The 25,235-nt window shown below is 69.4% G+C and carries 30 protein-coding genes; 13 read left to right on the forward strand and 17 right to left on the reverse strand.

Annotated elements, in window-relative coordinates:
• Positions 1-116: 116 nt before the first annotated feature.
• Positions 117-2,174 (forward strand): hypothetical protein, encoded by a 2,058-nt coding sequence (locus MMB17_RS05705; RefSeq protein ID WP_241101393.1) that lies wholly within the window; start codon positions 117-119, stop codon positions 2,172-2,174.
• Between the two features lie 57 nt (positions 2,175-2,231).
• Complete coding sequence (locus tag MMB17_RS25210; protein ID WP_276518056.1) at positions 2,232-2,903, forward strand: hypothetical protein; 672 nt, start codon at positions 2,232-2,234, stop codon at positions 2,901-2,903.
• Between the two features lie 34 nt (positions 2,904-2,937).
• On the opposite strand, the gene MMB17_RS05715 is transcribed toward MMB17_RS25210, so the two are convergent.
• The 6 genes from MMB17_RS05715 to MMB17_RS25215 all read right to left on the reverse strand — a co-directional run bounded on the left by MMB17_RS05715 (position 2,938) and on the right by MMB17_RS25215 (position 6,879).
• Positions 2,938-3,255, reverse strand: a complete 318-nt coding sequence (locus MMB17_RS05715; RefSeq protein ID WP_241101394.1) for a hypothetical protein — start codon at positions 3,253-3,255, stop codon at positions 2,938-2,940.
• A complete protein-coding gene (locus MMB17_RS05720; protein WP_338041788.1) occupies positions 3,248-3,922 on the reverse strand; it encodes a metallophosphoesterase in 675 nt (224 codons plus the stop codon). The genes MMB17_RS05715 and MMB17_RS05720 overlap by 8 nt, the downstream gene beginning before the upstream one ends.
• A gap of 107 nt (positions 3,923-4,029) precedes the next feature.
• Entirely contained in the window at positions 4,030-4,365 is a 336-nt protein-coding gene (locus tag MMB17_RS05725; RefSeq protein ID WP_241101395.1) for a hypothetical protein, read from the reverse strand.
• Complete coding sequence (locus MMB17_RS05730; RefSeq protein WP_241101396.1) at positions 4,358-5,032, reverse strand: hypothetical protein; 675 nt, start codon at positions 5,030-5,032, stop codon at positions 4,358-4,360. Before MMB17_RS05730 ends, MMB17_RS05725 begins: the two co-directional genes overlap by 8 nt.
• Positions 5,029-5,268, reverse strand: a complete 240-nt coding sequence (locus MMB17_RS05735; RefSeq protein ID WP_241101397.1) for a hypothetical protein — start codon at positions 5,266-5,268, stop codon at positions 5,029-5,031. Before MMB17_RS05735 ends, MMB17_RS05730 begins: the two co-directional genes overlap by 4 nt.
• Before the next feature lie 12 nt (positions 5,269-5,280).
• Complete coding sequence (locus tag MMB17_RS25215; protein WP_276518057.1) at positions 5,281-6,879, reverse strand: AAA family ATPase; 1,599 nt, start codon at positions 6,877-6,879, stop codon at positions 5,281-5,283.
• A gap of 261 nt (positions 6,880-7,140) precedes the next feature.
• Here MMB17_RS25215 and MMB17_RS05745 point away from each other — a divergent pair, with 261 nt between their 5' ends.
• The 4 genes from MMB17_RS05745 to MMB17_RS05760 all read left to right on the forward strand — a co-directional run bounded on the left by MMB17_RS05745 (position 7,141) and on the right by MMB17_RS05760 (position 8,424).
• Positions 7,141-7,536 carry a hypothetical protein gene (locus MMB17_RS05745; RefSeq protein WP_241101398.1) on the forward strand — a complete coding sequence of 132 codons (396 nt, stop codon included), beginning with the start codon at positions 7,141-7,143 and terminating at the stop codon, positions 7,534-7,536.
• Positions 7,537-7,538: 2 nt separating this feature from the next.
• Entirely contained in the window at positions 7,539-7,688 is a 150-nt protein-coding gene (locus MMB17_RS05750) for a hypothetical protein (RefSeq protein WP_241101399.1), read from the forward strand.
• 68 nt (positions 7,689-7,756) lie between these two features.
• Complete coding sequence (locus tag MMB17_RS05755) at positions 7,757-8,053, forward strand: hypothetical protein (protein WP_241101400.1); 297 nt, start codon at positions 7,757-7,759, stop codon at positions 8,051-8,053.
• Positions 8,050-8,424 carry a hypothetical protein gene (locus tag MMB17_RS05760; protein ID WP_241101401.1) on the forward strand — a complete coding sequence of 125 codons (375 nt, stop codon included), beginning with the start codon at positions 8,050-8,052 and terminating at the stop codon, positions 8,422-8,424. Before MMB17_RS05755 ends, MMB17_RS05760 begins: the two co-directional genes overlap by 4 nt.
• On the opposite strand, the gene MMB17_RS05765 is transcribed toward MMB17_RS05760, so the two are convergent.
• Complete coding sequence (locus MMB17_RS05765; RefSeq protein WP_241101402.1) at positions 8,421-8,678, reverse strand: hypothetical protein; 258 nt, start codon at positions 8,676-8,678, stop codon at positions 8,421-8,423. The genes MMB17_RS05760 and MMB17_RS05765 overlap by 4 nt on opposite strands.
• A 9-nt stretch (positions 8,679-8,687) precedes the next feature.
• On the reverse strand, positions 8,688-9,056 hold the full coding sequence (locus MMB17_RS05770) for a hypothetical protein (protein WP_241101403.1): 369 nt from the start codon (positions 9,054-9,056) through the stop codon (positions 8,688-8,690).
• 633 nt (positions 9,057-9,689) lie between these two features.
• Between MMB17_RS05770 and MMB17_RS05780 the strand changes: the two genes are divergently transcribed.
• The 4 genes from MMB17_RS05780 to hemJ all read left to right on the forward strand — a co-directional run bounded on the left by MMB17_RS05780 (position 9,690) and on the right by hemJ (position 13,325).
• Positions 9,690-9,851, forward strand: coding sequence for a DUF4113 domain-containing protein (locus MMB17_RS05780; protein ID WP_338041769.1), 162 nt, complete (start codon positions 9,690-9,692; stop codon positions 9,849-9,851).
• 486 nt (positions 9,852-10,337) lie between these two features.
• On the forward strand, positions 10,338-11,096 hold the full coding sequence (locus MMB17_RS05785) for an FkbM family methyltransferase (protein ID WP_241102126.1): 759 nt from the start codon (positions 10,338-10,340) through the stop codon (positions 11,094-11,096).
• A gap of 642 nt (positions 11,097-11,738) precedes the next feature.
• Positions 11,739-12,881 carry a uroporphyrinogen decarboxylase gene (gene hemE, locus MMB17_RS05790; protein WP_420847337.1) on the forward strand — a complete coding sequence of 381 codons (1,143 nt, stop codon included), beginning with the start codon at positions 11,739-11,741 and terminating at the stop codon, positions 12,879-12,881.
• Between the two features lie 3 nt (positions 12,882-12,884).
• Positions 12,885-13,325 carry a protoporphyrinogen oxidase HemJ gene (hemJ, locus tag MMB17_RS05795; protein ID WP_241101404.1) on the forward strand — a complete coding sequence of 147 codons (441 nt, stop codon included), beginning with the start codon at positions 12,885-12,887 and terminating at the stop codon, positions 13,323-13,325.
• A 28-nt stretch (positions 13,326-13,353) separates the two neighbouring features.
• On the opposite strand, the gene MMB17_RS05800 is transcribed toward hemJ, so the two are convergent.
• The 3 genes from MMB17_RS05800 to MMB17_RS05810 form a co-directional block, all read right to left on the reverse strand.
• Complete coding sequence (locus MMB17_RS05800; RefSeq protein WP_241101405.1) at positions 13,354-16,599, reverse strand: efflux RND transporter permease subunit; 3,246 nt, start codon at positions 16,597-16,599, stop codon at positions 13,354-13,356.
• Positions 16,600-16,610: 11 nt separating this feature from the next.
• Positions 16,611-17,930 carry an efflux RND transporter periplasmic adaptor subunit gene (locus MMB17_RS05805; protein WP_241101406.1) on the reverse strand — a complete coding sequence of 440 codons (1,320 nt, stop codon included), beginning with the start codon at positions 17,928-17,930 and terminating at the stop codon, positions 16,611-16,613.
• A gap of 130 nt (positions 17,931-18,060) precedes the next feature.
• On the reverse strand, positions 18,061-18,396 hold the full coding sequence (locus MMB17_RS05810; protein WP_241101407.1) for a hypothetical protein: 336 nt from the start codon (positions 18,394-18,396) through the stop codon (positions 18,061-18,063).
• Between the two features lie 176 nt (positions 18,397-18,572).
• Between MMB17_RS05810 and MMB17_RS05815 the strand changes: the two genes are divergently transcribed.
• Both MMB17_RS05815 and MMB17_RS05820 read left to right on the forward strand, forming a co-directional pair.
• A complete protein-coding gene (locus MMB17_RS05815; protein ID WP_241101408.1) occupies positions 18,573-18,815 on the forward strand; it encodes a hypothetical protein in 243 nt (80 codons plus the stop codon).
• Between the two features lie 119 nt (positions 18,816-18,934).
• Positions 18,935-19,279 (forward strand): hypothetical protein, encoded by a 345-nt coding sequence (locus MMB17_RS05820; RefSeq protein WP_238309584.1) that lies wholly within the window; start codon positions 18,935-18,937, stop codon positions 19,277-19,279.
• A gap of 71 nt (positions 19,280-19,350) precedes the next feature.
• On the opposite strand, the gene MMB17_RS05825 is transcribed toward MMB17_RS05820, so the two are convergent.
• The 3 genes from MMB17_RS05825 to MMB17_RS05835 all read right to left on the reverse strand — a co-directional run bounded on the left by MMB17_RS05825 (position 19,351) and on the right by MMB17_RS05835 (position 22,063).
• Entirely contained in the window at positions 19,351-20,013 is a 663-nt protein-coding gene (locus MMB17_RS05825; protein ID WP_241101409.1) for a L,D-transpeptidase, read from the reverse strand.
• 177 nt (positions 20,014-20,190) lie between these two features.
• On the reverse strand, positions 20,191-20,700 hold the full coding sequence (locus MMB17_RS05830) for a response regulator (protein WP_241102128.1): 510 nt from the start codon (positions 20,698-20,700) through the stop codon (positions 20,191-20,193).
• Positions 20,701-20,905: 205 nt separating this feature from the next.
• A complete protein-coding gene (locus MMB17_RS05835) occupies positions 20,906-22,063 on the reverse strand; it encodes a transglycosylase SLT domain-containing protein (RefSeq protein ID WP_241101410.1) in 1,158 nt (385 codons plus the stop codon).
• Positions 22,064-22,371: 308 nt separating this feature from the next.
• Here MMB17_RS05835 and MMB17_RS05840 point away from each other — a divergent pair, with 308 nt between their 5' ends.
• On the forward strand, positions 22,372-22,941 hold the full coding sequence (locus tag MMB17_RS05840; RefSeq protein WP_241101411.1) for a hypothetical protein: 570 nt from the start codon (positions 22,372-22,374) through the stop codon (positions 22,939-22,941).
• A gap of 43 nt (positions 22,942-22,984) precedes the next feature.
• Here the strand turns inward: MMB17_RS05840 and coaA are convergent, their stop codons facing one another.
• The 3 genes from coaA to hisF form a co-directional block, all read right to left on the reverse strand.
• Positions 22,985-23,998, reverse strand: coding sequence for a type I pantothenate kinase (gene coaA, locus MMB17_RS05845; protein WP_238309580.1), 1,014 nt, complete (start codon positions 23,996-23,998; stop codon positions 22,985-22,987).
• Positions 23,995-24,318 (reverse strand): phosphoribosyl-ATP diphosphatase, encoded by a 324-nt coding sequence (locus tag MMB17_RS05850; protein ID WP_238309579.1) that lies wholly within the window; start codon positions 24,316-24,318, stop codon positions 23,995-23,997. The genes coaA and MMB17_RS05850 overlap by 4 nt, the downstream gene beginning before the upstream one ends.
• A gap of 137 nt (positions 24,319-24,455) precedes the next feature.
• Positions 24,456-25,232 (reverse strand): imidazole glycerol phosphate synthase subunit HisF, encoded by a 777-nt coding sequence (gene hisF / locus MMB17_RS05855; RefSeq protein ID WP_241101412.1) that lies wholly within the window; start codon positions 25,230-25,232, stop codon positions 24,456-24,458.
• Positions 25,233-25,235 lie beyond the last annotated feature (3 nt).

The raw sequence follows: 25,235 nt of genomic DNA on the forward strand, positions 1-25,235 counted from the left end.
GCGTCTCGGTAGTGAGCACGGAGAGCGCGGCCGTTTGATCTTATCGAGCGACGCACATACCCTCCCTTTGTTCTCGGGAGTGCTGCCCCGCGGACACCCGGATCCCTCGCTGAACGATGCCCCCCATTTCGCCCCTCCCCTCCCTCGCCGACCGGCAGGCCTTGACCAGGGCCCACATCGCCCTGCTGCACCCCCCGGGGTCGCGCGGGCGGGTCGCGACCGCGCGCCAGACGGCCGACGGTGGCTGGGACGAGGGCATGATCACGCCGAGCTCGCGGTCCGTTGACCGGCAGGTCGCCGAGGCGGAGGTGCAGTTCGTCAGCCAGGCCCGCTTCGTCGGCCGCCGCAACAGCGCCCGCGTCGCGAGCATCGGCTCCGGCTTTCTCGACCTCGACTACGCCCGTGATGGCCTTCCATTCGCGCACCTCACGCCCGAAGAGGTGGTCGCAATGGTGCTGATCGCCCTCGATCAACTCGGGATCCCGCGGCCGTCGTGGTTCACCTTCAGCGGGCGCGGCCTTCACCTCGTTTGGCGGTTCGACAGCCTCTCCGGCCAGGCCCTCCACCGCTGGCAGCGCGCCATGAAGAGCTTGCGCGGCCCCCGCCTCGACGACGCGGGCAACCTGCCGATCCGCAGGGGCATCGATCCGCGCGTGGCTGAGTGGCAGGCGCGCATGCACCCGCTCTGGCAGCTGCTGCAGGGACTCGGCCTCGACCGCGGCTGCTGCGACGTCGCCCGCGTCCTCCGGGTGTGGGGCTCCATTAACCCGAAGACGGGCACGATGGCGCGCCGGGCCTGGCCCGCCGCAAGTGCGGACGTGAAGTCAGTCTCGTTCGACGCTTGGGCCGACGCCGTCTGCCCCTACAGCCGGGCCGAAATGCGCGCGATCCGCGAGCAGCGGTCGGCCGAGCAGGCCTCGGCACCGGTCGCCACCCCGGCCGCTCGCCGCACCAAGCGCCCGCCCACGGGCAACAAGTGGAGGCTGATCCTCGACGACCTCCTGGCGCTCCTCGACCATCGTAGCCGCCTCGACGTGGGCGTGCGCATGCGGTGGGCCGTCGTCGCCGCCACGGCGATCTCGCAGATCGAGGGCGGCGACGCGGAGATGTGGGCCGAGCGCTTAGCTCCCCTGTGTGGCCTGCCGGAGCGCGAGCTCGCCTCGGCCTTCTCGGGCGTCGAGGCTGGCATGCACGCCGCCGCGGCCGGCGAGCGGCGCGAGTACGAAGGGAAGGACCGCCCGGCCTTCTACGACTGGAGCTACGCCCGCATCGTCAGCGACCTGGGGATATCGCAGGACGAGGCGGACGCCGCGGCTCTGCTCGTCCTGCGCCCGGACGGCTCGCGGGCTGGCCGCTCCGCCGCCGAGCGCCAGCGCGACAGCCGGGACGCCCGCGCCCCGGACCGTGCGACGCGGGCGAGGCAGGCAGAGGAGCGGCTCGCGCTCGGCCGCTTCGCCTGGTCGCTGAGGCAGCAAGGCCTGACGGCCGCGGAGTGCGCCTCGACGCTGCGCCGTAGCCGCGCCAGCATCTACGAGGCCCTGCGAGAGGCTGAGGCCGACATCGCCGAGAACGGGGTCCCGATGCTGGCGCTTATGTGGGCCAGCGGTCCGATGGTCGCGGGGTCGGAGGAGCATCGCCGGGCCCAGCTCGCCGAAGCGGAGCCTGCCGTCGCTGCCTCGGCCACCCCCGCGGATTCGGCTGAGGCGGTCGTCACCGCCGATGCGTCTGCGGTTCCTGTCCACGATGAGTCACAGCGTATAGTGGCCCCCGGCCCGATCGAGGACCCTGCCTCCCCGGCGGCTCCCCGGCGGCCCAATCCGATCCCTGCCGGCGAGGTGGTCGAGACCCGGTACACCCCGTTCTACTCGGAGTACCGCACCGCCACCGCGCGCTGGTCAATCCTCCGGGTCGTCGAGCGGGGCGGGGTCGAGTACGAGATCCGCGAGGACCTGCCCCTCGACGACCTTGCGCCCGTCACCGCCCCGGTCCGCCGCCGCACCGCGGCCGACGATGCCCGAGCGACCGCCATCCTCGGCCACGTGGCCTCGGAGACCGCCTCGGCCCGCCGCGCCTCCCGTCGGGCATCCTCGCGGATCGCGGCCCGTCCCGGTCGGCTCGCCCCCCTCGACCTCGCGACCGAGGCCCGCCTCTACCGCGAGGCCTCCGGGCGCTGACGGCCTTGTTCCCCGCATGGGGGCGCGGCAAATTCCGCAGGCCTTCAGCGAGGCGATGTGCAGCACACATCTGAAGCCCGTCTCGGTTCGCCATGGCGGGCTTCGTCACGTTGGGGCCCTCCCCAGCTCCGCCGGACGGGCAGCTACGGGGTCGCGCCGCAGCCGGCGCCCGCCCCGGCCGCAATTGACGTCCGCGACCCGAGCCAGCTCGCCCTCATCACGACGCAGCTCATCGCGGTGCTCGACAAGGAGCGCAAGGCGCACGCCCTGACGCATGCCCACCTGGAAGACACGAGCAAGCTCCTCGCGTCCGAGACCCGGGCCCGGCAGGTGACAAAGGTCGCCCTATCCGAGGCCCACGGGAAGCTGGACGCCCAGCGCCCGGCGGTCCTGGCGCAGGAGCGGATGGCGGCATCGGAGGGCTGCCACACGGCGTCCGAAGTCGCCGTGATCCTGCGGGTCGAGCGGGCCGTGGTGATCGAGCACCTCGTGGCGATCGGCTACCTAACCCGGTTCGGCTCCCGCGAGCGCCTCCGATGCACCCGGGAGGGCGTGAGGGCGGGCTGGGTCCTGCAGAGCCCCGATCGCGGCGCCCGCGATCTCCGCGGCTTCAGGACGTGGCACCCCGTCATTACCGGCCTCGGGTTGGCCGGCCTCTCGGAGCACTTCTGCCGGGGCGCAGCGGCTGCCGGCCACCCGAGGAGACCCGGGCGGCCTTCGCCGCCCTGACGGCCAGCACCCGCGCCGGGGCGGGGACCCAAGCTTAGGGGCACGGCCCCCGATCCCGCCGGCGGTAGATCCCACCGTCATGCAGGAGCGTCCCGTCCCGTCGCAGGCGCAGGTCGGTGTCGTAGGCCACGGTCGAGCCGCCGTTGGCGTAGCAGAGCTCCGCGACATACCGGCCCCGGCGGATCCGCCCGCCGCGGCAGCCGAGGCCGTCCACGCCGATGCCGCCGCCGTCGACGACGATCGCCATCGTGTCCGCGGGGCCGCAGTAGACACCGTCGGCAGGCCAGGGCACGCCCCTCGCTAGGGCGGGCCCGGCCGCGAGCACGGCGATCAGGACGAGTTGGCTACGCATTGGGGATCTCCACCACCAGCCGGGGATCGAACCAGCGGGCATTCTCGTCGCCGTAGCCGCGCGGATTCGAGACGACGCGCGTGCCGCCAACGCGGTAGTCCCGCGAGGCGTGCGTGTGCCCGTGCAGCCAGAGCGCCGGCGCGCCGGGGCCTTCCATCAGGGCCGAGGCGTCCGAGGCGTAGGCGCCGTCGGAGTAATCCGTCCACCGCCCATGGAGGAGGCTAGCCGGGTGCGGGGCATGATGGGTCGCCACCACGGTCGGGCTGGCATGCGGCCGGGCGAGCTCGGCCTCGATCGCGGCCCGATGCTCCGCGTGAATCCCCGCTGCGTCGCGGGCGAGCCACCTCCTGTAGTGGCCGCCGCGCGTCGAGGTGATCCGCTGATGGTCGCGAAGGCTGCCGTGGTCGTACTCGGCCCGGGCCGCGAGCTCGACGTCCGGCCGGAGCCGGAAATCCGTCCAGAGCGTGGCCCCGACGAACCGCGTCCCGGCCAGCATGACGGCCTCGCCGGACGCGAGGAGCTCGATGCCCAGGGCCTGGGCGTCCTCGTGCGCAGCGCCGAGGTCGCGCGGCCAACGCAGTCTCCAGGCGTCATGATTGCCGGGCACGTAGGCGATCGGCCTGTCGGTCGGCGCGGTCTCGCGGAGCCAGCGCAGCGCGCGGGGCAGCCGCTCGCAAACGTCCCCAGCGGCGACGAGTACGTCGTGCTCCGGCGGGTCCGGCTAGGCGAACGCGGAGTAGTCGACGTGGAGGTCGGACAGGCACCAGATCCGCATCACGTCCCTCCCTCGATCCACGCCGTTCCGTCTGCCTCGAACCACGCCGCCCGCGCCCGGGTGACCGGCCTCTCCCCGTCCCCGGCGCGAAAGCCGGGCCGGTCGAGCCCGTACCGCAGCCGCTCCGCGCTCACCGGGCGCGCCAGGTCGGCGAGCTCGCCCCGCGCCCAAGCCACGACCTCGCGCTGGCCCCGGCGCAGGCACCAGAGGCGGCCGGCCTCCGACGCCACCAGGACGACGTCGACGAGGCAGACGGCCTCGCGATGCCCGACGACCCGGCCACCCTCGCGCACGCTCCAGGCCGCCCGGCCGCGGTGTCGGTACACGTCAGCCACCGCCGCCGCGCCGACTTCGCTCCCAGAGGCTGTCGCAGGCGTCGCAGGCGATGACGTGCCAGGGCCTCGGACGGTGCTCGCCTGGGGCGCCGCATCGCTCGCAGACGACCATCGAGAGGTCGGTGGCAGCTCTGAGGAGGTAGTTGACCTCAGCCTTAGACTTCTTGGGAATACTGCTGAAATACCACCTGAGGCTTGCGAACTTCGACTTGACTTGAGCGCTCTCCAGCCCGTCGAGGAGGCCTGCTGCGCTGAGCTCCTCGGCGACGGCGCGGGCGAGCTCTTGCCACGGGACGTCGAGCTCGACTGTGCCTTCGGGGAAGAGCGCGCCGTAGGCGTGGCGGAGGTCCTCCGCGCCGTCTTGCGGGCATGCCGGCACGAGGCCGCCGCCGGGCGCGTACCGAGCCGACCGGATCGCGACGAGGTGCGCTGCGAGGCGGCCGACGACGGCGACGAAGCCGGGCGCGTAGTGATCGAACGAGGTCGCCGAGTAGGTCTGGCCGTCCGTCGGATCCGGGCGGGTGACGGCGACGTTCTCGGCGAGCAGCACCACGCGCCCGAAGCCCTCCGCCGCGCCGGGGACGACGACAAGGTTGGTCTGAGGCCCGTACAGGCGTTCCAGGTATCCGCGCAGCTCTCGGGCGGCGCGGCGGTCTCGGGTCGTCATGATGGCCTCCAGGTACGCGGGCGGGCGGGGGGCAGGCGGGGGACGGCATTGAGGAAGCCGACGGCCGAGCGGGCCTCGCGCAGGGCGCGCCCGGGCTCTCGGTCGCCGTCTTCAACGAGGCGCAGGAGCGCCGCGATGTAGGCGTAGACACCGGTGGCAAGGGTCGGCTCGACGCGCTCGTCGAGGACCGCGGTTTCCACGGATTCGCGGAGGAGGCGGATGTCGGTCGCGGTCACGGCCAAGCCTCCCTAATGGGCGAAGCGACGGTCTGCGCGAAGGGCGACGAGGCGCTCCACCGCCCTGCGGAGCGGCCGGATCGAGCCACCCCGCCACGAGCCGAGGCTCTCGATCTCCGACGCGTCGAGGTCCGCGAGCCACCGCCCGTCGGCCAGCTCCGCACGCATGCTCACCAGGATCCCGCGGGCAACGACCGGCAGGTCCTGCCGGCGCGGAGGCGGGATCTCCACCACGGTGAAGCGGTCGAGCAGCGGCCCCCGGAGCTGCGTCACGTCGTTGCCTGTGGCGATCAGGGAGATGCCCGAAACGTCCACGATCCCATCGACCCCGAGGTCAAAGTACCGGCGGCGGGCAGCGGTCTCCCCGATGGCCACGATCGCGGACCTGAGGTCGCCGTTGTGCCCGCCGGGAGGCGCGGACTTGTCGAGTTCATCCAGGACGACGATGCCGTCCCCGCTCTGATGATCCACGAGCAGTTGCGTGAATACTGAGAGACGTGCAGTAGACCATTGCTTGGACGTTCCGGAAATACTGGAGTCCGAGACCCCTGCGCAGCCATAGACGAGGTGGGGCACCCCCATGCCTTCTGCGAGATCCCGGGCGAGCTCCGTCTTCCCGGTCCTCGGCGGGCCGACGAACAGGATGTTGGGCGTGCCCGCGGTGAGCCGGCCGGCGAGCGTCCCGAGCACGCGCGAGATCTGGGGCACGAGCCACGGCCTGCGCGCCGTGAGCCGCTCTCCGAGATGCGCGAGGTCGGGCATCGGATGGAGGGGCAGGGCCTTGCCGATCAGGGCCCGCGCCGGGGCCGGCGGCTTCTTCACCTCCAGCTCCGCCGGGAGGACGACCCGGCTGGGGGCGTGCGCCCGCTCCAGGATGTCGCCCAGATCGAGGTCGCCGTCCGGGCCCGCGCCCGCCGTCGGCGCGGGGGCCTGCGGCGCGACCGGGGCGGCCGGGGCCGGGAGCTCCTCCGGCTGGTGGGTGACGTCGGCGATCGCCTCCAGGAGCTGTCGAGAGTTGCCCCGGCCGAGGCGAAAGTCCGCCTGCAGGTCATGCGCCACCGGAACAGCCGGCAGGTCGCGGGAGCAGAGCGAGGCAACGTGCAGGAGCGTGACGAACGCTTCGCGCAGCGGCACGGGATCGTGCAGCCCCGTGTGGAGGTGCTCGTAGACGTAGGCGTGCGCGATCGCGACGGCGCGCCCGGCGGCCTCGGGATCGCCGAGCAGCGCGGCGTAGAGCGTCGCCCGGTCGGCGATCTCGCCGTAGGCATCCTCGGCCGTCAGATCCGGGAACACGGCCCGGATCTGCGCGAGGGCGAGGCCCTCGACCGCGACCGCGCGGTCGGCCGTCGGCTCCAGGCCGAGCCTGGAGATCGCAACGTGCAGGTCGTCGGGGAACGACGGGGCTGCCGGGGAGTGCAGGACCTCGCGGGCCCAGACGCGCGCGTCCTCGACCGGGCTGCCGTCGATCGGCTGCGCGCCGGTCAGGAACTCGTCGAGGGTCGGCGTCCGCGTCGGCGGGATCGCCATGGCGCGCCGGTGCCGGGCCTCGGAATCGCGGTAGGTCTCGATGCGGGCACGGCGGCGCGCACGGCGAAGGATGTCATCGGTCACGGGAAGGCTCGCTGGAACGGGGGCACGCGGGCGGGCGCCGAGCAGGGCTCAGGCGGTGCGGGCTATCCGTTTCAAGGTGCGAGCGTTCACGGGGGCGATCCCTTCGGTGAGGCAGCCAACGTGGCAGGCGGGGACTCCCGCGGCAAGGGGATCCGCCGGCCGTGGTGAAGATATCCCTGGGCGTCGGGGGCCGCCCCCGTCCCGTCGCGAATCGTTCGGCGGTGGTACCCTCGGCCGAAGAGGCATCGGAGGGGCGAGGCGATGGCGAGCGAGGCAGAGCGGCACCGGGCAGCGTGGGATCTCTACCGACTGCCGCGGCCGGCGCAGGTGGCGTTCAAGCGCCGGGTCGTCGAGGCGCGGTGCGAGGAGCCCGACGCCGTCGCCGCCTTTGCGGCGGTGGGCGTCTCGAACCTGATGCGCCCTGCGGTCATCGTCTACGACTCGGTCGCGGCCGCGCTCGCCGATCTCCCCGAGGCCGATCGCCCGGCGATCGAGGTCGGCCTGTTCGGGCAGGCGCTCACCCCGCCGGGGCCCGCGCCGCTGGTGCAGGAGGTCCTCGCCCGCGGGCGCGCCGATCGGCTTGACGATCGCCAGCTCGCCGGCGGGGTTCTCGTCGTCCTGGAGAGCCACGGCCTCCTCGCGAGGGAGGCGGCCTGACCATGGGCGAGCTCACCTTGTGGGTTTGCTGCGGGATGGTCGTCGTCCTCTCAGCAGCCGTCCTGATCACCGGCGTGATCTTCACGCTGGAGCGCGCCGACCACGAGCTCGCGCGACTTCGCGACGCCACCACCCCGACGCGGAAGGGCTGACCATGACCGAGAGACGGATCTACAGGAGCACCAAGGAGGTCGGGGTCCCGGCGCGGACCGAGGGCCCCTTGTCGATAGACGTATGCAAGCTGCACCTGGGCGGCGTCGTGCGGTGCCGTGTGGTGCAGAAGGAGGGGGAGCTTCGGGCCACGGCGACGGTGTTCGCCCACGAGGCCGACGTCGAGCTCATGGACCTGTCGATGTTGCGCCTCGACGGGAAGGAATGCCTGTTGGGGCTGTGGGAGCCCAAGCCCCCGACCGATCCCATCGATGGCCCGATCCTGCAGCTGTCCCTCATGGCCCTAGGGCTGGTGGAGCTCAGCGGGGCGATGCCACGGTGGGAACTGATGGAGAACCGGGCGTGACGAAGGCAACCCTGACGCCGAACGGCGATGGTACGTTCGCCCTGTCCACGGGCAGGATGCACCTCGGGCGGGTGGCGCTCCAGCCGCCCCCGGCATGGCTGGCTGTCCAGAGGCTGCAGGGCACGGTCACGGGCGTCGAGGACGCCGCCGACGGGTCTTGGTCCGTCAAGCTGGCCGACGTTCACCCCGTGATCGAGACCGCCCCCAGGGCCGAGCCTGCGCCCTGGGTTGCGGAGTGCCTGCGGCAGTTCCTGCAGGCCGCGATCGATGCGGGCGAGTTCACCCCGCCGGAAGGCGCGACCGTCGAGGGCATGGTCGGCAGCCTAAGGCTCTGCCCGGCAGGATCGACGACCGTACTCGACGAGGGCTAGTCGACGCCCTCATGCCAGTCGATGCCCTCGGCCTCGAAGGCGGCGATCCGCGCTTCGAGGTCCTCCCGGAGGTAGAAGGCGCACGCGGTGTCGTGAGGCAGCACGAGCCGGAACCGGCCGGACAAGGCGGCTGAGTCGTCGGCGATCGCCGCCACGCGCTCGGGACTCACGCCCGGAGCGTGCCGGGCGGCACGGGCGTACCAGATGTACGTGTCGTAGACGCCGCGCTGCTTGCGGTAGGGGGCGGGGTGCATGGCGACCTCCTAGCGCTGGGACGCGGCGTAGTGGTCCGCACCGAGGGGGATCTCGGCGTAGAGCGCCTGGAAACGCTCGATGTTGGCGTTGCCGAACGCGTCTCTCAGCAGGCAGAACCAGTCGACATCTTCGGTGGTGTGGTCAGCCTTCGCGTCCGCCAGGTAGAGGCAGGCCAGGCGGAGGTCGTCTTCGGTGACGGGCTCGCCGACGCGGCCGGGGGTCGGGACCCCGGCGTTCGAAAGGTTGATGTAGAACGTGTCCCTGCAGTCCCCGTCCTCCGAGAGGGCGGCCGCCGCGACGGCCTCGGCGAGGTGCTGCTTGTCCCGGTCGGTCAGGGCCGCGAATACGGCGTCGGCGATCTCGTAGCGGGTGGGCATCCTGTGGGTCCCCTGTGGATTGCGTCACGCGCAACCTCGGGCCCCGCACCTTACCTGGGGACTAACCGCGTCCCGGCCGCCCACCGGAGGATCGGGCCCATGGTTCACGTACCATTGCCAGCGGCTCCCTCCCGCGGCGTGACCTGGAACGGGATACGGCGTTCCCCCCATGTTCCCGGCCACAGGTCGGCCACAGATTGGGGCTCGCGGGCCACGGATCGCGGACGACGACGGGCGACGGAGAAAGACGATGAAGGGGGTTGCTACGCTGCGGAAACCCGCCTTGTAGAGAGCCCGTCAGGCGCACGTCCCCCCGTTCGGGACGTGGGGGTCGCAGGTTCAAATCCTGCCACTCCGACCAAGATTCCCGAGATCTTCTCGATACTTGCCGGTTAAGCCAAGCGCCCTTGCTCTAAGCGTGGACCGATTGGTGGACCGCTTCAGCCCGTGGACCGGGCTTCATCCGATCTTCCGCACGATGTTCGCCGCGGCCTGCTTCTGGTGGTCCGGGTGGTGATGGCCGTAGACATGCTCGAGCGTCTCGTGGTCATGCCGAGATAGCCGGCGGCTTCCCACAGGTCGGTCCCGTTGAGCATGAGCCATGTCGCCGCGGTGTGCCGCAGGATGTGCGGGATGATGGCGGCGCTGGACGCCTGCAACGCACGCTGGGACCGTGGCACCGTCGTGCCGGCCCAGGCCGGGCTGGATCGCGCTTGCAGGTGGTCGATGAAGTTCGAGATGTGCTCGCCCCGTTACACGACGCAGGTCGCCGAGGTGCCGACCGCTTGGGCGTAAATCGTTACGGCAGCCACCCGACCGGCCGGTCAATGGTGTGCGCGATCACGCCGAGGATCATGATCGGAATGCCGGCGAGCGGCAGTCAGTCCCAGGTCGTGAACCGGCACCTGGTGAGGCGGCGCAGCCCAGATTGCGATCGCGCTCCGGCAATCCGGTGTATGCTTTGGGCGTCTCGTGAGCGGGATGCAATCTTAAATTGATGTCTTGCTCCGACAACTACCTCTGATTTATTGGTGCCTCGACGCAAGAGCGGGGCATGGGATGCATCTCGATGGGACGCGAGCCGGGTGGCTCAATTCGCTGAACGATGCCTCGTTGGCTGCGAGACCATGGCGGCAGCCGGGCTATCAATATCGACCAGCAAGCCAGCATGATGTCGATGGTCATAGGTTCAGAGCAGAGCGCCCATACTTTGGTTGGGTAGCCTGCTCTGTTGATCACATCGATTTTACGATGCTATCGACCAATGATGATGGCGTGGCCATGGTCTACCATGCCTACGGCCCCGACAGCTATGAGGCCGCGAGCGTGGCGGCTTGGCTCAAGATCGCGCGCACCGCGAGAGCCGTCGCGGATGTCGGCGCCTTCACCGGCCTCTACGGGATCCTAGCCCAGCTCGCCGCTCCGGAAGCCACCGTTCTGGCGGTAGAGCCTAACCCGGCGACGCGGGCGCGGCTGTTCACCAACCTCGTCGCCAATGGCTGTTATCCGAAACTCAAGGTATGCCCTTTCGCAGTGTCGAACGTAGTGGGTACGCTAACGCTGCGGGTCGCCTGGGGACCGGACGTGCTTGATACCGGCGCCTCTCTCGCAGGATACAGCGAGAACGCCGCCGATGTCGCGGTCAGGACGGAAGTGGTGACGGCGGCCCCTCTCGATGTGATCCTGACACAGCAAGGAATCCCTGATCCGGATTTGCTGAAGATCGACGTGGAGGGCTTGGAGGACATCGTGCTCGCCGGAGCAAGAAATACGCTCCGGGGGCTTCCGACGCTTTTCCTCGAAATCCAAGGTGTCGAAAAATTCGCTGCCTGCCATGCGATCCTTGATGAGTACGGCTACAAGATCTACGCGATCGACGATGAGAGCATCTCGCTGAAGCCGTACGACGGATCTTCGGCGCAGGACTGGCTCGCTCAGAACGTCGGAGCGCGCGTTCTCAACTACCTTTGTACGGCAAGAGAAGAACATCTAAATCTGGCGGAGGCAGGCCTTCAAAGAATTAGATCGAAAATTTCCTAGCCGTTTTTAAGATATCGACGATAACATTCAGAAGGCCGCTCGACTGAGTGGCCTTTTTCATTTCTGGGCGCTGCCCTTCCCATCGTTGACTTATCTCGCCTACGATATGACGGTAATGCGTCCGGTCAAATGTGGCGAAGATCGGAAGATCACTTGATCGTTTATCACGATCCAACCACCATCGGCGGTGATAGCGTATCCGTTTTTTCGCCGACTTCCACATTTGCAACAATCGGCTGCGAAGGATTCACGGCCGCTTTGAAAGGCGGAGATCCGACCGGAATCACGGTCTCGGAAGCACCGGCAGCTTGGGGATGGATTCGGACAGCGGATGCAGACTGGGTTTGGGGCTGTGAATCGGAAACCGATTCGTCCACAACGGCGTCCCGACGGCCTCGTGAGAACGAGCCGCTTTGCAAAACGCAGCACGAGACTGCGCCACGGTGGTGTTTGGCCCGCTAAGGACCTGCCACCCCGTCATGAATCGAAAAGTTAGACGGGACCCGTTAAAGCCCGGTTAATCGCGACGCCGTGGGGGCATCCTGTGGACAACGTTGGATCCGCAGGACTCAGCCTCTAGAAAAAGAAAAAAACCTCGATTCTCTCATTTTCTATGTAAGATAGGGGTGTGTTCGAATCCGGTTGGCGAGCACCTTCAAGTCGAACCGAAGAAAACCAAGTAAAGACAGGAAGAAGGGTTTTATTTTCAAGATGACGAGCAACCCTTCATCCGAGAAAGTCGTCTTGGATGTCCTCTCCGGAAAGAGCTTCGTGGCACCTCCGGTCTGGCTCATGCGTCAGGCTGGTCGCTACCTGCCGGAATATCGGCAGACACGCGCCCAGGCCGGGTCGTTTCTCGATCTCTGCTATACTCCGAAGCTTGCCACCGAAGTGACGCTGCAGCCGATCCGTCGTTTCGGCTTCGATGCGTCGATCCTGTTCTCCGACATTCTCGTCGTTCCTCATGCCCTCGGCCAGGCGGTGACCTTCGTCGAAGGGGAAGGACCGAAGCTCGAGCCGATCCGCGACGGCGAAGCCTTCGCGCAATTGCGCGATGCCGAGAATCCCGGCGTGCTGGGACATCTCGCACCGGTCTTCGAAGCGGTGAGCCTGATCCGAGCCGCTCTGCCGCGGCAGACCACCCTGTTCGGCTTCTGCGGCGCGCCCTGGACCGTGGCGAGCTACATGATCAATGGCGGCGGCAGCGCCGACCAGCTGCCGGCGCGAACGCTGGCGGCGATGCAACCGGCACTCGTCAAGGACCTGATTGATCGGCTGGTCACGGTTCAGGCCCGCTATCTGCTCCGACAATTCGAGGCCGGTGCCGACATCGTCCAGATCTTCGAATCCCATGCCGGCATGCTGCCCGATGCCACCGGCGTGGCAGGCGATGCCCTGAGCGAATGGTCCTTCACGCCGATCCGGCGGATGATCGAGGGTATCCGGGCCGAACGGCCCGAGGCCAGGATCGTGGTCTTCGCCCGCGGCAGCGGCCTCGACGGCCATGCCCGTGTCCTGGCCGAGACCGGCGCGGATGTCGTCGGCGTCGACTGGTCGATCGCCCTCGACCAGCTTCGCCGGACCCTACCGGCCGGTGCCGTGACCCAGGGCAACCTCCATCCCGACATCCTCATCGCCGGCGGCGAGGCCCTCGACCGAGCGGTGGACGAAATCCTGGAGGCGGTCGCGGGCAAGCCGCACATCTTCAATCTCGGCCACGGCATCCTGCCGCAGACTCCGGTGGCGCATGTCGAGCAGATGCTCGCCCGGATCCGGCGCGGCTGAGCGATGCCCGATCTCTATCCCTGGATCAAAGCCCTCCACGTCATCGCCGTGATTTCGTGGATGGCCGGCATGCTCTATCTGCCGCGCCTCTTCGTCTATCACGCAGGTCTGAGCGCAACGGACGCCAAACAGTCCGAACTGTTCAAGACGATGGAATATCGTCTCCTGCGCTTCATCATGACGCCGGCCATGATCGTCACGTGGCTGTCGGGACTGACCATTGCATTCTGGAGCGGATATTACCAGACGGGCTGGCTCCAGGGGAAATTCGCTCTGGTCCTGGTGCTCAGCGGCGTGCATGGCTGGCTTGCCCGGCTGCGCAAGGACTTCGCCCGAGATGCGAACCGGCATGACGGCCGCTTCTTCCGGATCGTCAACGAGGTCCCGACCCTGTTGATGATCCTGATCGTGATCCTCGTGGTGGTGAAGCCCGAATTCCGCTGAGCCGGTCGCGGACCGAGCTTCGTTCGGCCTATTCGGCAGGTTCGAGGGAGCTCGGCATCCGCTCCGTGGAGCCCTCGGTCGGTACCGTCTCCGCCCGGCCGAACCGGGCATAGAGGGCGGGCAACACCACCAGGGTCAGCAGGGTGGCGCTGATCAAGCCGCCGATCACCACGGTGGCAAGCGGCCGCTGGATCTCGGCGCCGGTCTCCGTGGCGAGCGCCATGGGCACGAAGCCGAGGGAGGCGACCAGCGCCGTCATGGCGACCGGTCGCAGCCGGGTCATGGCTCCTTCCAGGATCGCCTCCCGCTTCGGTCGGCCCTCCGCGATCAGCTGCTTGATGAAGGTCAGCATCACCAGGCCGTTCAGAACGGCCACGCCCGAGAGCGCGATGAAGCCGACAGCGGCCGGCACCGAGACCGGCATGCCGCGCAGCCACAGGGCGAGGATGCCCCCCGTCAGGGCCAAGGGCACGGCACTGAACACGAGGAGAGCGTCCCGGGCCGATCCCAGCGCCGAGATGAGCAGCAGGAAGATCAGGAAGAAGCAGACCGGCACCACGACCATGAGGCGCTGCTTGGCCGAGGCAAGATTCTCGAACTGCCCGCCCCAGGTCACATAGGAGCCAGGGGGCAACGCGATCTCTCTGGCCACCTTGGCTTGCGCCTCCGCCACCAGGGAGCCGATGTCGCGTCCGCGCACATTGGCGGTGACGACCACCCGGCGTTTCCCGTTCTCGCGGCTGATCTGGTTCGGGCCCTCCGTCACCGAGAAGCTTGCCACCTGCTTCAGCAGCACGGAAGCCGCACGCCCGTTCGGCCCGGGGGGAAGCGGGACGGGGATGTTCTCGAGCGCTTCCCGGTCCTCGCGGACCTCATCGGTCAAGCGCACGACGATGGGAAAGCGCCGGTCACCTTCGAAGACAACACCGGCATTCCGGCCACCGATCGCCGCGCCGATCACCTCCTGGACGGCGCCAATGCTGAGCCCGTAACGGGCCGCCTCCGCCCGGTCGATCCCGATCTCCAGAAAGGGCAGGCCGGCGATCTGCTCGACCTTCACGTCCTCGGCGCCGGGGATGCCCTTGAGCAGGGCCGCGATCCGGTTGGCCGTCTTCAGCATCGGCGCGAATTCCTCGCCGAACACCTTCACGGCGAGATCGCCCCGGGTGCCGGCGAGCAGCTCGTTGAAGCGCAGCTGGATCGGCTGGGAGAACTCGTAAGTGTTGCCCGCGAGCCTCTCGACCGCCGCCTCGATCTGCTCCTGCAGCTCGGCCTTGGACAGGCTCGGATCCGGCCAGTCCCCCTGCGGCTTCAGGATGACGAAGGTGTCGGAGGAATTGGGCGGCATCGGGTCGGTCGCGACCTCGGCGGTGCCGGTCTTCGAGAAGACATAGGCCACCTGCGGGAAGGTCGAGACCACCTTCTCCACCTTGAGCTGCATCGCCTGCGACTGGGTCAAGGAGGTCGAGGGAATCCGGGTCGCGTTGAGGGCGATGCTCTTCTCGTCGAGCTGGGGGATGAACTCTGTACCGAGCCGCGTGAAAAGCAGGCCGGCGCCGAGGAGCAGGAACAACGCCCCCCCGATGAAGGCGAAGGGCCTCCGCAGGGCCGCTTCCAGCACCGGCCGGTAAGCGGCTTTCAGCCCCCGGACGATCGGGTTGTCGGTCTCGGTGACCCGCCCGGTGATGGCGATCGCGATCAGGGCCGGCACGAAGGTCAGGGACAGGACGAAGGCGGCGGCCAGTGCGATGATGACGGTGAGCGCCATCGGCTGGAACATCTTGCCCTCGACCCCCGTGAAGGTGAGGAGCGGCACGTAGACCAGGATGATGATCGCCTGCCCGTAGAGGGAGGGCTTGATCATCTCCTCGGCGGAGGCCCGCACCGTCGCGAGGCGTTCCTCGGTCGCGAGCCTGCGTCCGTATTCCTGTTGCTTCTCCGCGAGATGGCGCAGGGCGTTCTCGGTGATGATGACGGCGCCGTCGACGATGAGCCCGAAATCGAGGGCGCCGAGGGACATGAGGTTGGCCGAGATCCTCGCCTCGACCATGCCGGTCAGCGTCATCAGCATGGCCACGGGGATGACCAGCGCGGTGATGAGGGCCGCGCGGACATTGCCGAGCAGCAGGAACAGGATGACGATGACGAGGGCCGCGCCCTCGGACAGGTTCTTCACCACCGTGCGGATGGTCGCCTCGACGAGGCGGGTCCGGTCGAGGACGGTCTGGACCTCGATGCCCGGCGGCAGGCTTTTGCGGATCTGCTCCATGCGCGCATCGACCGCGGCGGCGACAATGCGGCTGTTCTCGCCGATCAGCATCAGGGCCGTGCCGATCACGACCTCCTGGCCGTCCTCGCTGCCCGAGCCCGTGCGCAGGTCGCGCCCGATCCGGACCTCGGCGATGTCGCGGATGCGCACCGGCACGCCGCCGCGGGTCGCCACGACCACGTCGGCGATCGCCGCCATACTCTCCAGGCGGCCGGCGGCGCGCACGACATAGCCCTCGCCGTTATCCTCCAGGTAGCGCGCGCCCTGGTTGGCGTTGTTGGCCTCGAGCGCCCGGGCGACGTCGCTGAAGGACAGGTCGAGGGAGGCGAGCTTATTGGGGTCGGGCTGGACGTGGTACTGCTTCTCGAAGCCGCCGATGCCGTCGACCCCGGCCACGCCGGGCACGGTCCTGATCTGCGGCCGGATGATCCAGTCCTGCACCGTGCGCAGATAGGCGGTCTGTTCCAGCGCCGTCCTCAAGCGCTGGCCCTCCGGCGTCAGGTAGCTGCCGTCGGCCTGCCAGCCGGGCTGGCCCTCGGACGAGACCCGACGCTCCCCGGGCTTCGCGTAGTGGATCGACCACATGTAGATCTCGCCGAGGCCCGTCGAGATCGGGCCCATGCTGGGCTCGGCGCCGGGGGGCAGATCCTGCTTCACCTGGGCGAGGCGCTCGGCGACCTGCTGGCGGGCGAAATAGATGTCGAGCTTCTCCGCGAAGACGGCGGTGACCTGCGAGAAGCCGTTGCGCGAGAGCGAGCGGGTGTATTCGAGCCCCTTGATGCCGGCCAAAGCGGTCTCGACCGGGTAGGTCACCTGCTTCTCGATATCGACCGGCGAGAGCGAGGGCGCGACCGTGTTGATCTGCACCTGGTTGTTGGTGATGTCCGGCACCGCGTCGATGGGGAGCTTCGTCACCGCGTAGCCGCCGAAGGCCGCGGCGAGCAGGGAGAGCAGCAGCACCAGCCAGCGCTGGTGGACCGAGACGTCGAGGATGCGGCCGATCATGGCGCCTCTCCTCAATGGGCGTGGCCGGCTTCGCTCTTTCCGAGCTCGGCCTTGAGGAGGAAGGTGTTGGCCACGGCGATGTCCTCGCCCGGCTTCAATCCGGCGGCGACCTCGAAGGCGTCGTCGTCCGAGCGTCCGAGTTCGACCGCGCGCCTCTCGAAACCCTCCTCCGTGCGCACGAAGACGACCCGCTTCCCCTCGATGCTCTGCAGGGCGGATTTCGGCACCCGCACCGGCACCCTGTCCTGCGCGATCTCGACCTCGGCGGTAACGTAGGTGCCGGGGCGCCAGGCCATGTCGCCGTTGGGCAGGGCGACCACGACCCGGGCGGCCCGGGTCTCGGCGTTGAGCAGGGGGCTCACGAAGATTACCTTTCCCTGCTCGTGGCGGCCCGATCCCTCCTGGCGCGGGGTCACGGTGACGTTCGCCCCCTCCTTCACGTGGACGAGGTCGGCGGTCGGCACCGAGAGTTCGATCCAGACGGTGGAGAGATCGGCCACGGTGTAGAGATCGGCCGGGTCGCCCTCCTTGCCGACCGCGGTGCCGACATCGACCTTGCGCTCGACGATTCGGCCGGTGAGCGGCGCGCGCAGCTCGTACTGGCGCAGGGTCGAGCTGTTCGGCGTGGTCTCGTCCTGCTTGGCGAGCTTGGCCACCTCCGCCGCGTTCAGGCCGAGGGCGGAGAGCTTCTGCCGGGCGAGGTCCTGGCGCAGGGTCGCTTCCGAAAAGACGGCCTTGGCGTTGAGGAAGGTGGATTCGGCCGAGATGCGCTTGTCCCAGAGCGCTTGCTGCCGCTCGAAATTCGTCTTCTCCAGCTCGGCCTTCACGGAGGCGGTCAGGTATTCGCTCTTGGCATCGGCCACCTCGCGGCTGTCGAGGACGGCGACGACCTCGTCCTTGGTCACGGCGTCGCCCAGGCGCTTGCGCATCTCGGCGACGGTGCCCACGACCCGGGCCGGCACCCGGGCGATCCGGTCGGCATCCGGCGTGATCGTGCCGGGCACGAGGATGTGCCGGGCGAGCACCCCGCCCTCGGCCCTCGCCACCCGGATATCCTGGGCCTCGACCTGCTCGGGCGTCATCCTGACATGCCCCTCCTCGCCCTCGGTTTCTGAGTGGACGTGCCCGGCCTGGCTGTGGCCGTCCGCGGAAACCTCGTGCCGCGCGGCATCCGGGTTCGGGCCGGACGCGGCGGGCATCGGCGGCGTCCCGCCTGTCTCGAAGCCGAGACTGGCGCGGACGCGTTCGGACACGGCCGGGACCGTGCTCCCGAGGGCAAGGCCGGCGGCGAGGAGGGACAGGGACAGGATCAGGGTGTTGACGATGCGCATGAGCCGCACTCACGACGGGGCCAGCCGCGGCGGAACGGGGGATGCCGGGCGGCCCCTGGGATCGGGAGGGATGGGCGGATCCGCCGCCGGGACGGCCTGCGGACCGGATGCGCGCCGAAGCGCGCCGGCGTCAGGCGCGGGGTGGCCGGGCGGGCAAGACCGGATCGGCCGAGGCCGGCTCCAGGATCGCCGCGGTCGCATAGCGGCGGGTGGCGGCGGGCATCGGCACCGTGCCGCCGGAATCGAGGGTCGCGACGAGATGGCAGCCGCAATGGGCGTGGGAGGCGATGCCGGGATCGACGGAAGGGCTCTCGGCCGGGCCGGCTTCCGCCGTCACCAGGCCCTGCCCGTGGGCATGGCCCTCATGAAAGGCGAGGTCCTGGTGAAAGGCGATGTCTTGGGCGAGCCCCGTCATCGGCGCGGCGATGGCCAGGGCGAGGACGAGCGCGAGGGCACGGAGGGCCATGGCCCTCCATCCCGTTCCGGCTCCGAAGGCCCGCTGGCGTCGCGCCCTGCTCATCGCGCCTCTTATGGGCACTCGGGCGGTGCCTCACAAGCCGCGGGATCACTGAACGGCGCCTTCAGGGCGGGTTCACGGCCGCCGACCCAGCCTCCCCCGATCCGATCCCGGGGAGAATCCGCATGAAAAGGTCTCTCGTCGCCCTCGCCGCCGCGGCCTGCCTGCTGAGCCCGCTGGCGGCCGCGGCCCAGGACTTCGAATTCGGCCCGCGCCATCACCATCACGAGGAGATCCGGCGCGATCACCACGGCGACCACGACCACGTGATGGTCCGCCGTCACCACCATCACGACGACGACCGCCCCGCCTTCTTCGAGCGGCGGCACCGTCACCACCACCCTCACCACGACGATTTCGACGACTGATGATCCGGTGCCGCCGGCACCGATCCGGCGTCGCGCACGGGATCGGGATCGACCCGGCCTAGCCGTTCACCCCTGTCCGCGCTACGAGGCGCGGCTCGACACGAAGGAGATCGATCCCGATGCGATCAGCCTCTCGCTTCGGCCTGGCGATCGCGGCCCTGTCCGCCGTTTTCGCTTCCCAGGCCGCGCAAGCCCAGTACTACGACGACCCGCCGCCCCCGCGCGGCTATTACCGCGAGTATCGCGATCCCTACGACGCGCCGCCGCCCCGCCGCTACGCGCCCCCGCCGCGCTACCGCGCGACCGGGCTCAATTGCGACGCGGTGCAGAACGGCCTGACCGGGCTGCAGCCCTTCTCCTGCCCCCTCCCCGGCCCGCGCCCCCTCGGCGCCCGCTGCTATTGCGAGACGCCGGTCGCGCCGCTGAGCGGCCCGCAGACCGCGGTCGGGCGCGTGGTGCCCTGAGCCGGCCCGTGACAGAGCCGCGCCGGGCCCTGCGCCCGGCGCGGCTCTTTTTCTAAAGGAACCTCAGGGCCTCAGTTCAGCACGACGACCTTGGCGCCGATCCTCACGCGCTCGTAGAGATCGGTCACGTCGTCGTTGGTCATGCGGATGCAGCCCGAGGAGACGGCCTGGCCGATCGTGTCCGGCTCGTTGGAGCCGTGGATCCGGTATTCGGAATTGCCGATATACATGGCGCGGGCGCCGAGCGGGTTCTCGATGCCGCCGGCCATGTAGCGCGGCAGGTCGGGGCGGCGGGCGAGCATGGCCTTGGGCGGCGTCCAGGACGGCCATTCCTTCTTGGCGGTGATCTTGTTCACCCCCGACCAGGTGAAGCCCGGCCGGCCGACGCCGACGCCGTAGCGCATCGCCCGGCCGCCCGGCATCACGAAATACAGGCGCCGCTCGGCGGTGGAGACCACGATGGTGCCCGGGGCGTAGTTGCCGTCGAAGGCGACGACCTCCCGCGGGATCGGCGCGACCTGGGCCTGGGGCGAAGCCTGCTGGCCCTGCCCGTAATAGCCGCCCTGGCCGCCATAGGGGCCCTGGACGGGCCAGCCGCCCTGGCCGCCATCCTCTGCGTAGTAATCGTCGGCGTCGTTGCCGGCGAAGGGGTCGTAGGGGACGGCCTGAGCCGCAGTGGTCGCAAGAAGACACGCGCCGATCGCGCCGGCGAGAACAGAGGCCAGGGACTTCATGGTCTGCCTACCTGTGCAATAATCTTTGCTATACAAGCGTGACCGTCGGCACGCGGTTCCACGCCTATCGCCTGTTTCGTCACCGCGTCGTCGTGTGAGGCCGCACGGAGCCGTGACGATGCGCGCCACGAATGCTCGCAGCTAGTCCCGATCGGGGCGGGAATACAATCGTCCGCCTCAGGCGATGAGGGGTGCGGACTCCCGGGCGGCGCGCTCGGCCTCGCCGAGGATGTCGTCCGCCCGCCAGGGTTTCGGGATGAACACGGCCTGGTCCGGGATCTCGTCGCGGCGCTCGTGGGCCGCGCCCGAGGTGACCACCAAACGCGCCCGCGGCCACAGGGTCGCCACCGCCCGGGCGAGCTGGATCCCGTCCATGGCGCCGGCGAGGCGGATATCGGCGAAGACGAGGGCGACATGGGCGCCGCGCTCCTGCAGCACGGCCAGGGCCTTCTCGGCGGTGTCGCAGCCGATCACCGCGAGCTCGGTCTCCGCCAGCAGGCCCTCGGCCAGCGCACGGATCTCCGGCTCGTCCTCCACGACGATGGCGAGGCGCGTCTCTTGCCCCGGCACCCGTGCGCCCGCCTGCTTGACCCGGCGCACCAGCACCGCGAGGTGCTCGGGCACGCCCTCGGCGACGAGATCGTCGTAGAAGGAGGCCAGCGCCTGGCCGATCTGGTCGAGGCGCAGGCCCGGCAGCAGCGGGTCGCCGCCGGCGGCCTGGACGGGGTGATCGGGTGGCGTGCCGTTGGCTTTCAGCACCGGGTTCCTCCGACATGCGAGGCCCCGCAGGACGCGGGATGCCTCTTAAAAAGTCGGCAGGACGCCGTCAGTTGCGGGACGGCGGCCGTTTCACGGCTTGTTCACTAGCCAAGTCGGGCGTTCGAGGCCCGGCTCACTCGGCCCGCACGGCGGCGGCATCGGCATAGGCGAGCACGTCCTTCGGGGTGATGCCGGCCACCGTGGTGACGTCGCGGTAGCGGTCGCCGCGGGCGCTCATCATCGCCTCGAATTTCTCGTGGACCTGGGCGACGGAGAGGCTGACCGGCTTGCGGTGACGGCCGCGGCCGACGGCGGCCCCGAAGAAGATCGAGCGGTTGGCCTTGGCCGGCCCCGGCAGCAGGGCCGCGGCGGCGGATTTCGGCTTGTCGACCACGGTGGCGAGGAACTGCTCGGCATCGTCCGGGCCGAGGAAGTGGGCGAGGTAGATCTCGCCGAGCGTCAGCTCGCGGCCGATGGTGAGCGCGATGCGGGCGGCGTCGCGCTTGAGCATCTCGCCGGCCATCACGGCGGAGAGATAGGGGTCGCGGCGCAGCTCCAGCACCCGGGCGCGCTCGCCCGGATCCGCGATCACCGGCTTGTCGTTGGCGTCGCTGGTGACGAGGGCGGCCTCGGCGGCGAGCCCGTGCTGGGCGCCGAAATCCCGCACCACGCTCAGCCAGGTCCGCTCGATGAACTGGTAGAGGCCCGTGGCCGAGGAGGTCTTGGCCTGGACCGCGGTGATGAAGCTCGATTCCTTGTCGGCCACCGCCATCAGCAGCACCGGATCGGTCTGCACCTCCTGCGCCGCCCGCACGATCTTCTGCACGAGGTGGCGGCGGATCTTCATCGGCCCGAATTCGAGGATGTCGTTCGGGTCGCCGGTGGAGGTCTGCGACAGGAGGAAGTCGTAGGAGACCCGGTCGACGGTGCCCGCGCCGAGCTCGGTGTCGAGGTCGTGCACGGCGGCGAAGCTGGCGGAGGCCTTCAGGACCACGGGCTTGGGCGCCTCCGGCGCGAGCGCCTGGAGGCGGGGCCTGGGCATCGAGATCTCGGCCAGATGGGTCGTCGAGGCCTCGGCCCGGCCGAGATCGGTGCCCGCATTGAGAAGGACCGCGCTCAGGCCGCCGGCCAGGAGCGTCATCGACAGGATCGAGCGCAGGAGCGCGGCGCGGTTGCCGTGGAGCCTGCCGATGCCGCCACCCAGCGCGATCACGTCGCGCCGCGCCTGCGGCCTGGTGCGTCCGCCCATGGCGGAGGCGGTCTGCGTCGATCCGATCGCGCGGCCCTGCATCGTCTCCCGACTCACCCTGTTGTGACCGTTGCCCCCGGTCTTCACAGGTCGAAAGCTCGTTGACAGATGTGGCGCAAACACGGCTGCGCTTGTGGCATCCCCAGGGCAGGCCGCGGCGATTTGCGGGCAAGCCGAGCCGTTCGAGAGAAACGTCTGCTATGCCGCGGCCAATGTGCCCGCGGCGGCAGAAGATGGTTTCGGTCGGAGGGCGCGCGCCTGACACAGCCATCTGCGCAGGGGCATGAAACACTGGCTGCAGGAGGGGATGCCCCCGTAAGGATCCCGCTCCCCTCCCATCGAGAGTCGTGATGGCGCTGATCGACACCTACCTGCCCCATCCGCAATTTCGCGAACGGCACAGTCTCGAGATCGAAGCCCCTCCCCGGACCATCCTACTGGCCGCGCGCTCCTATCGCACCGAGACCGATCCGTTCTTCAAAGCCATGATGGGCCTGCGAGAACTGCCCCTGCGGATCGGTCGGCGTGTCTCGCCGCGGCCCCTGACGGATCGGCGCGCCTTCGGGCTCGACACCTTTACCCTGCTGGACAGCAACGACGAGGAGATCGTCTACGGACTGGCCGGGCGTTTCTGGCGGTCCGATTTCGACCTCACGCCCATCGCAAGTGGAAGCGCGTTCCGGGCGCTCGATCAGCCGGGGATTGCCAAGCTCGTGCTCAATTTCGCCGTGGAGCCGAGAGGGCAAGGCCTCTGCCGGCTCTCGACCGAGACACGGGTCGTCTGTGTCGATGCCGGTGCCCGGGCTCGTTTCACGCCCTACTGGTATCTCATCCGTCCGGTCAGCGGCCTGATCCGGCGACGAACCCTGACATCCATTCGCCGATCCAGCGAGAAGGCCGTGCCGATGGAAATTCCGTAGGGCGACGCGGCGGTCGCGATGACGATGGCCTGGCGGCCCCTCCTCACAACCGCCGCAGGGCCACGCTCTCGATGCGGTGGCTCGCGCCCTTGGCGAGGATCAGGCTGGCCCGCTGGCGGGTCGGCAGGATGTTGTCGCGCAGGTTGGGCAGGTTGATCGTGGTCCAGAGGTGGTCGGCGGTGTCCAGGGCCTCCTCCTCGCCGATCTCCGCGTATTTGCGGAAATAGGAGAGCGGGTCGCGGAAGGCGGTCTGGCGCAGCTTCAGGAAGCGCGTGACGTACCAGCGGTGCAGGTCGTCCTCGTGCCCGTCGAGATAGATCGAGAAGTCGAAGAAGTCGGAGACGAAGGGGATCGCCGTACCGTCCCGGGGCAGGCGGGCGGGCTGCAGCACGTTCAGTCCCTCGACGATCAGGATGTCGGGCGATTCGATCACCTGCTCCTCGCCCGGCACCACGTCGTAGACGAGGTGGGAATAGACCGGCGCCGAGACCCGGCGATGGCCGGCCTTGATGTCGGAGAGGAAGCGCAGGAGCGCCGTGCTGTCGTAGCTCTCGGGAAAGCCCTTGCGCTCCATCGCGCCCATGCGCTGGAGCTCGGCATTGGGGTAGAGGAAGCCGTCGGTGGTGATGAGGTCGACCTTCGGCGTGTTCGGCCAGCGGGCGAGCAGGGCCTTGAGCACGCGGGCGGTGGTCGATTTGCCCACCGCGACCGAGCCGGCCAGACCGATGATGTAGGGGACCTTGGCCTCGCGCTCGGCCAGGAGGAAGCGCTGGGTCGCCTTGAACAGGCCCTGCGTCGCCGCGACGTAGAGGGAGAGCAGGCGCGAGAGCGGCAGGTAGATCGCCACGACCTCCTCGATGGAGATCGGGTCGTTGATCGATTGCAGCCGGGTGATGTCGTCGACGGTGAGGGTCAGGGGCGTGTCGGCGCGCAGCTGCGCCCATTCCTCCCGGGCGAAGATGCGGTAGGGCGAGAGGCCGCTCGGGCCTTCCCCCGTCACCGGATTCTGGGCATCGCCCGGCGCGACGCCCGTCTCCGGGATCGGGGCCCCGATCATGTGCCCCTCCGCGCGGCTTTCTCGGCGAGACCGCTCTGGGCCGTGCGCCGCTCCAGCTCCGCCATCACCTCGTCGAGGGTGACGCCGCCCGCCTTGAGCACCACGAGGAGGTGGTAGAGCACGTCCGCCGCCTCCAGAACGAGGTTCTTGCGGTCGCCCTGCACCGCGGCGATGGCCGCTTCCACCGCCTCCTCGCCGAGCTTCTTGGCGGGCTTCACGGGGGCGGCGGCGAGGAGCTTGGCCGTATAGGATTCGTCGGCGGGCGACTGGGCCCGGCGATCGATCAGGGCGGCGAGGTCGTTCAGGGTGTAGCGAGTCATGCCATCCGCGCAGATGGGCACGCGGAGGCGTGCTGCCGGCTCAGGACCCTGATGAGGCCCGTGGCCCGGGTCAAGGGGCCGAATTGACGACGACGGTCCATCCTATCGCCTCGGGCCTGAGCGTTGCGGTCCGTGGGTTACGGGTCGAGCCGCATGGCCAGCCCGGCCGCGGCCATGTGGGCCTTGGCCTCGCCGATGCTGTGCTGCCCGAAATGGAAGATCGAGGCGGCGAGCACGGCGCTGGCGCCCCCGTCGCGCACCCCGGCCACGAGGTCGTCGAGGCCGCCGACGCCGCCGGAGGCGATCACCGGCACCCGCACCGCGTCGGCGATCGCCCGGGTGAGCGCGATGTCGTAGCCCGAGCGCGTGCCGTCCTTGTCCATGGAGGTCACGAGCAGTTCGCCCGCCCCGCGCTCGGTGATCATCCGGGCGAAGGCGACCGCGTCGATCCCCGTCGGCTTGCGGCCGCCATGGGTGAAGATCTCCCAGCGCGGCGTCTCGCCCGACCCCGAGACGCGCTTGGCGTCGATGGCGACGACGATGCACTGGTCGCCGAACTTTTCCGCCGCCGCCGCGACCACGTCCGGGTTGTTCACCGCGGCGGTGTTGATGCCGACCTTGTCGGCGCCCGCGAGCAGGAGCGTGCGCACGTCGGCGACGGTGCGCACCCCGCCCCCGACCGTGAGCGGCATAAAGCAGGCCTCTGCGGTGCGGCTCACCACGTCGAGCAGGGTGCCGCGGTCCTCGTGGCTCGCGGTGATGTCGAGGAAGCAGAGCTCGTCGGCCCCGGCCGCATCATAGGCCTTGGCCGATTCCACCGGATCGCCGGCGTCGCGCAGTTCCAGGAACTGCACGCCCTTGACCACGCGGCCGTCCTTGACGTCGAGGCAGGGGATGATGCGGGTCTTGAGCAACGG

This window comes from Methylobacterium organophilum (assembly GCF_022533465.1).
GTDB lineage: Bacteria > Pseudomonadota > Alphaproteobacteria > Rhizobiales > Beijerinckiaceae > Methylobacterium > Methylobacterium organophilum.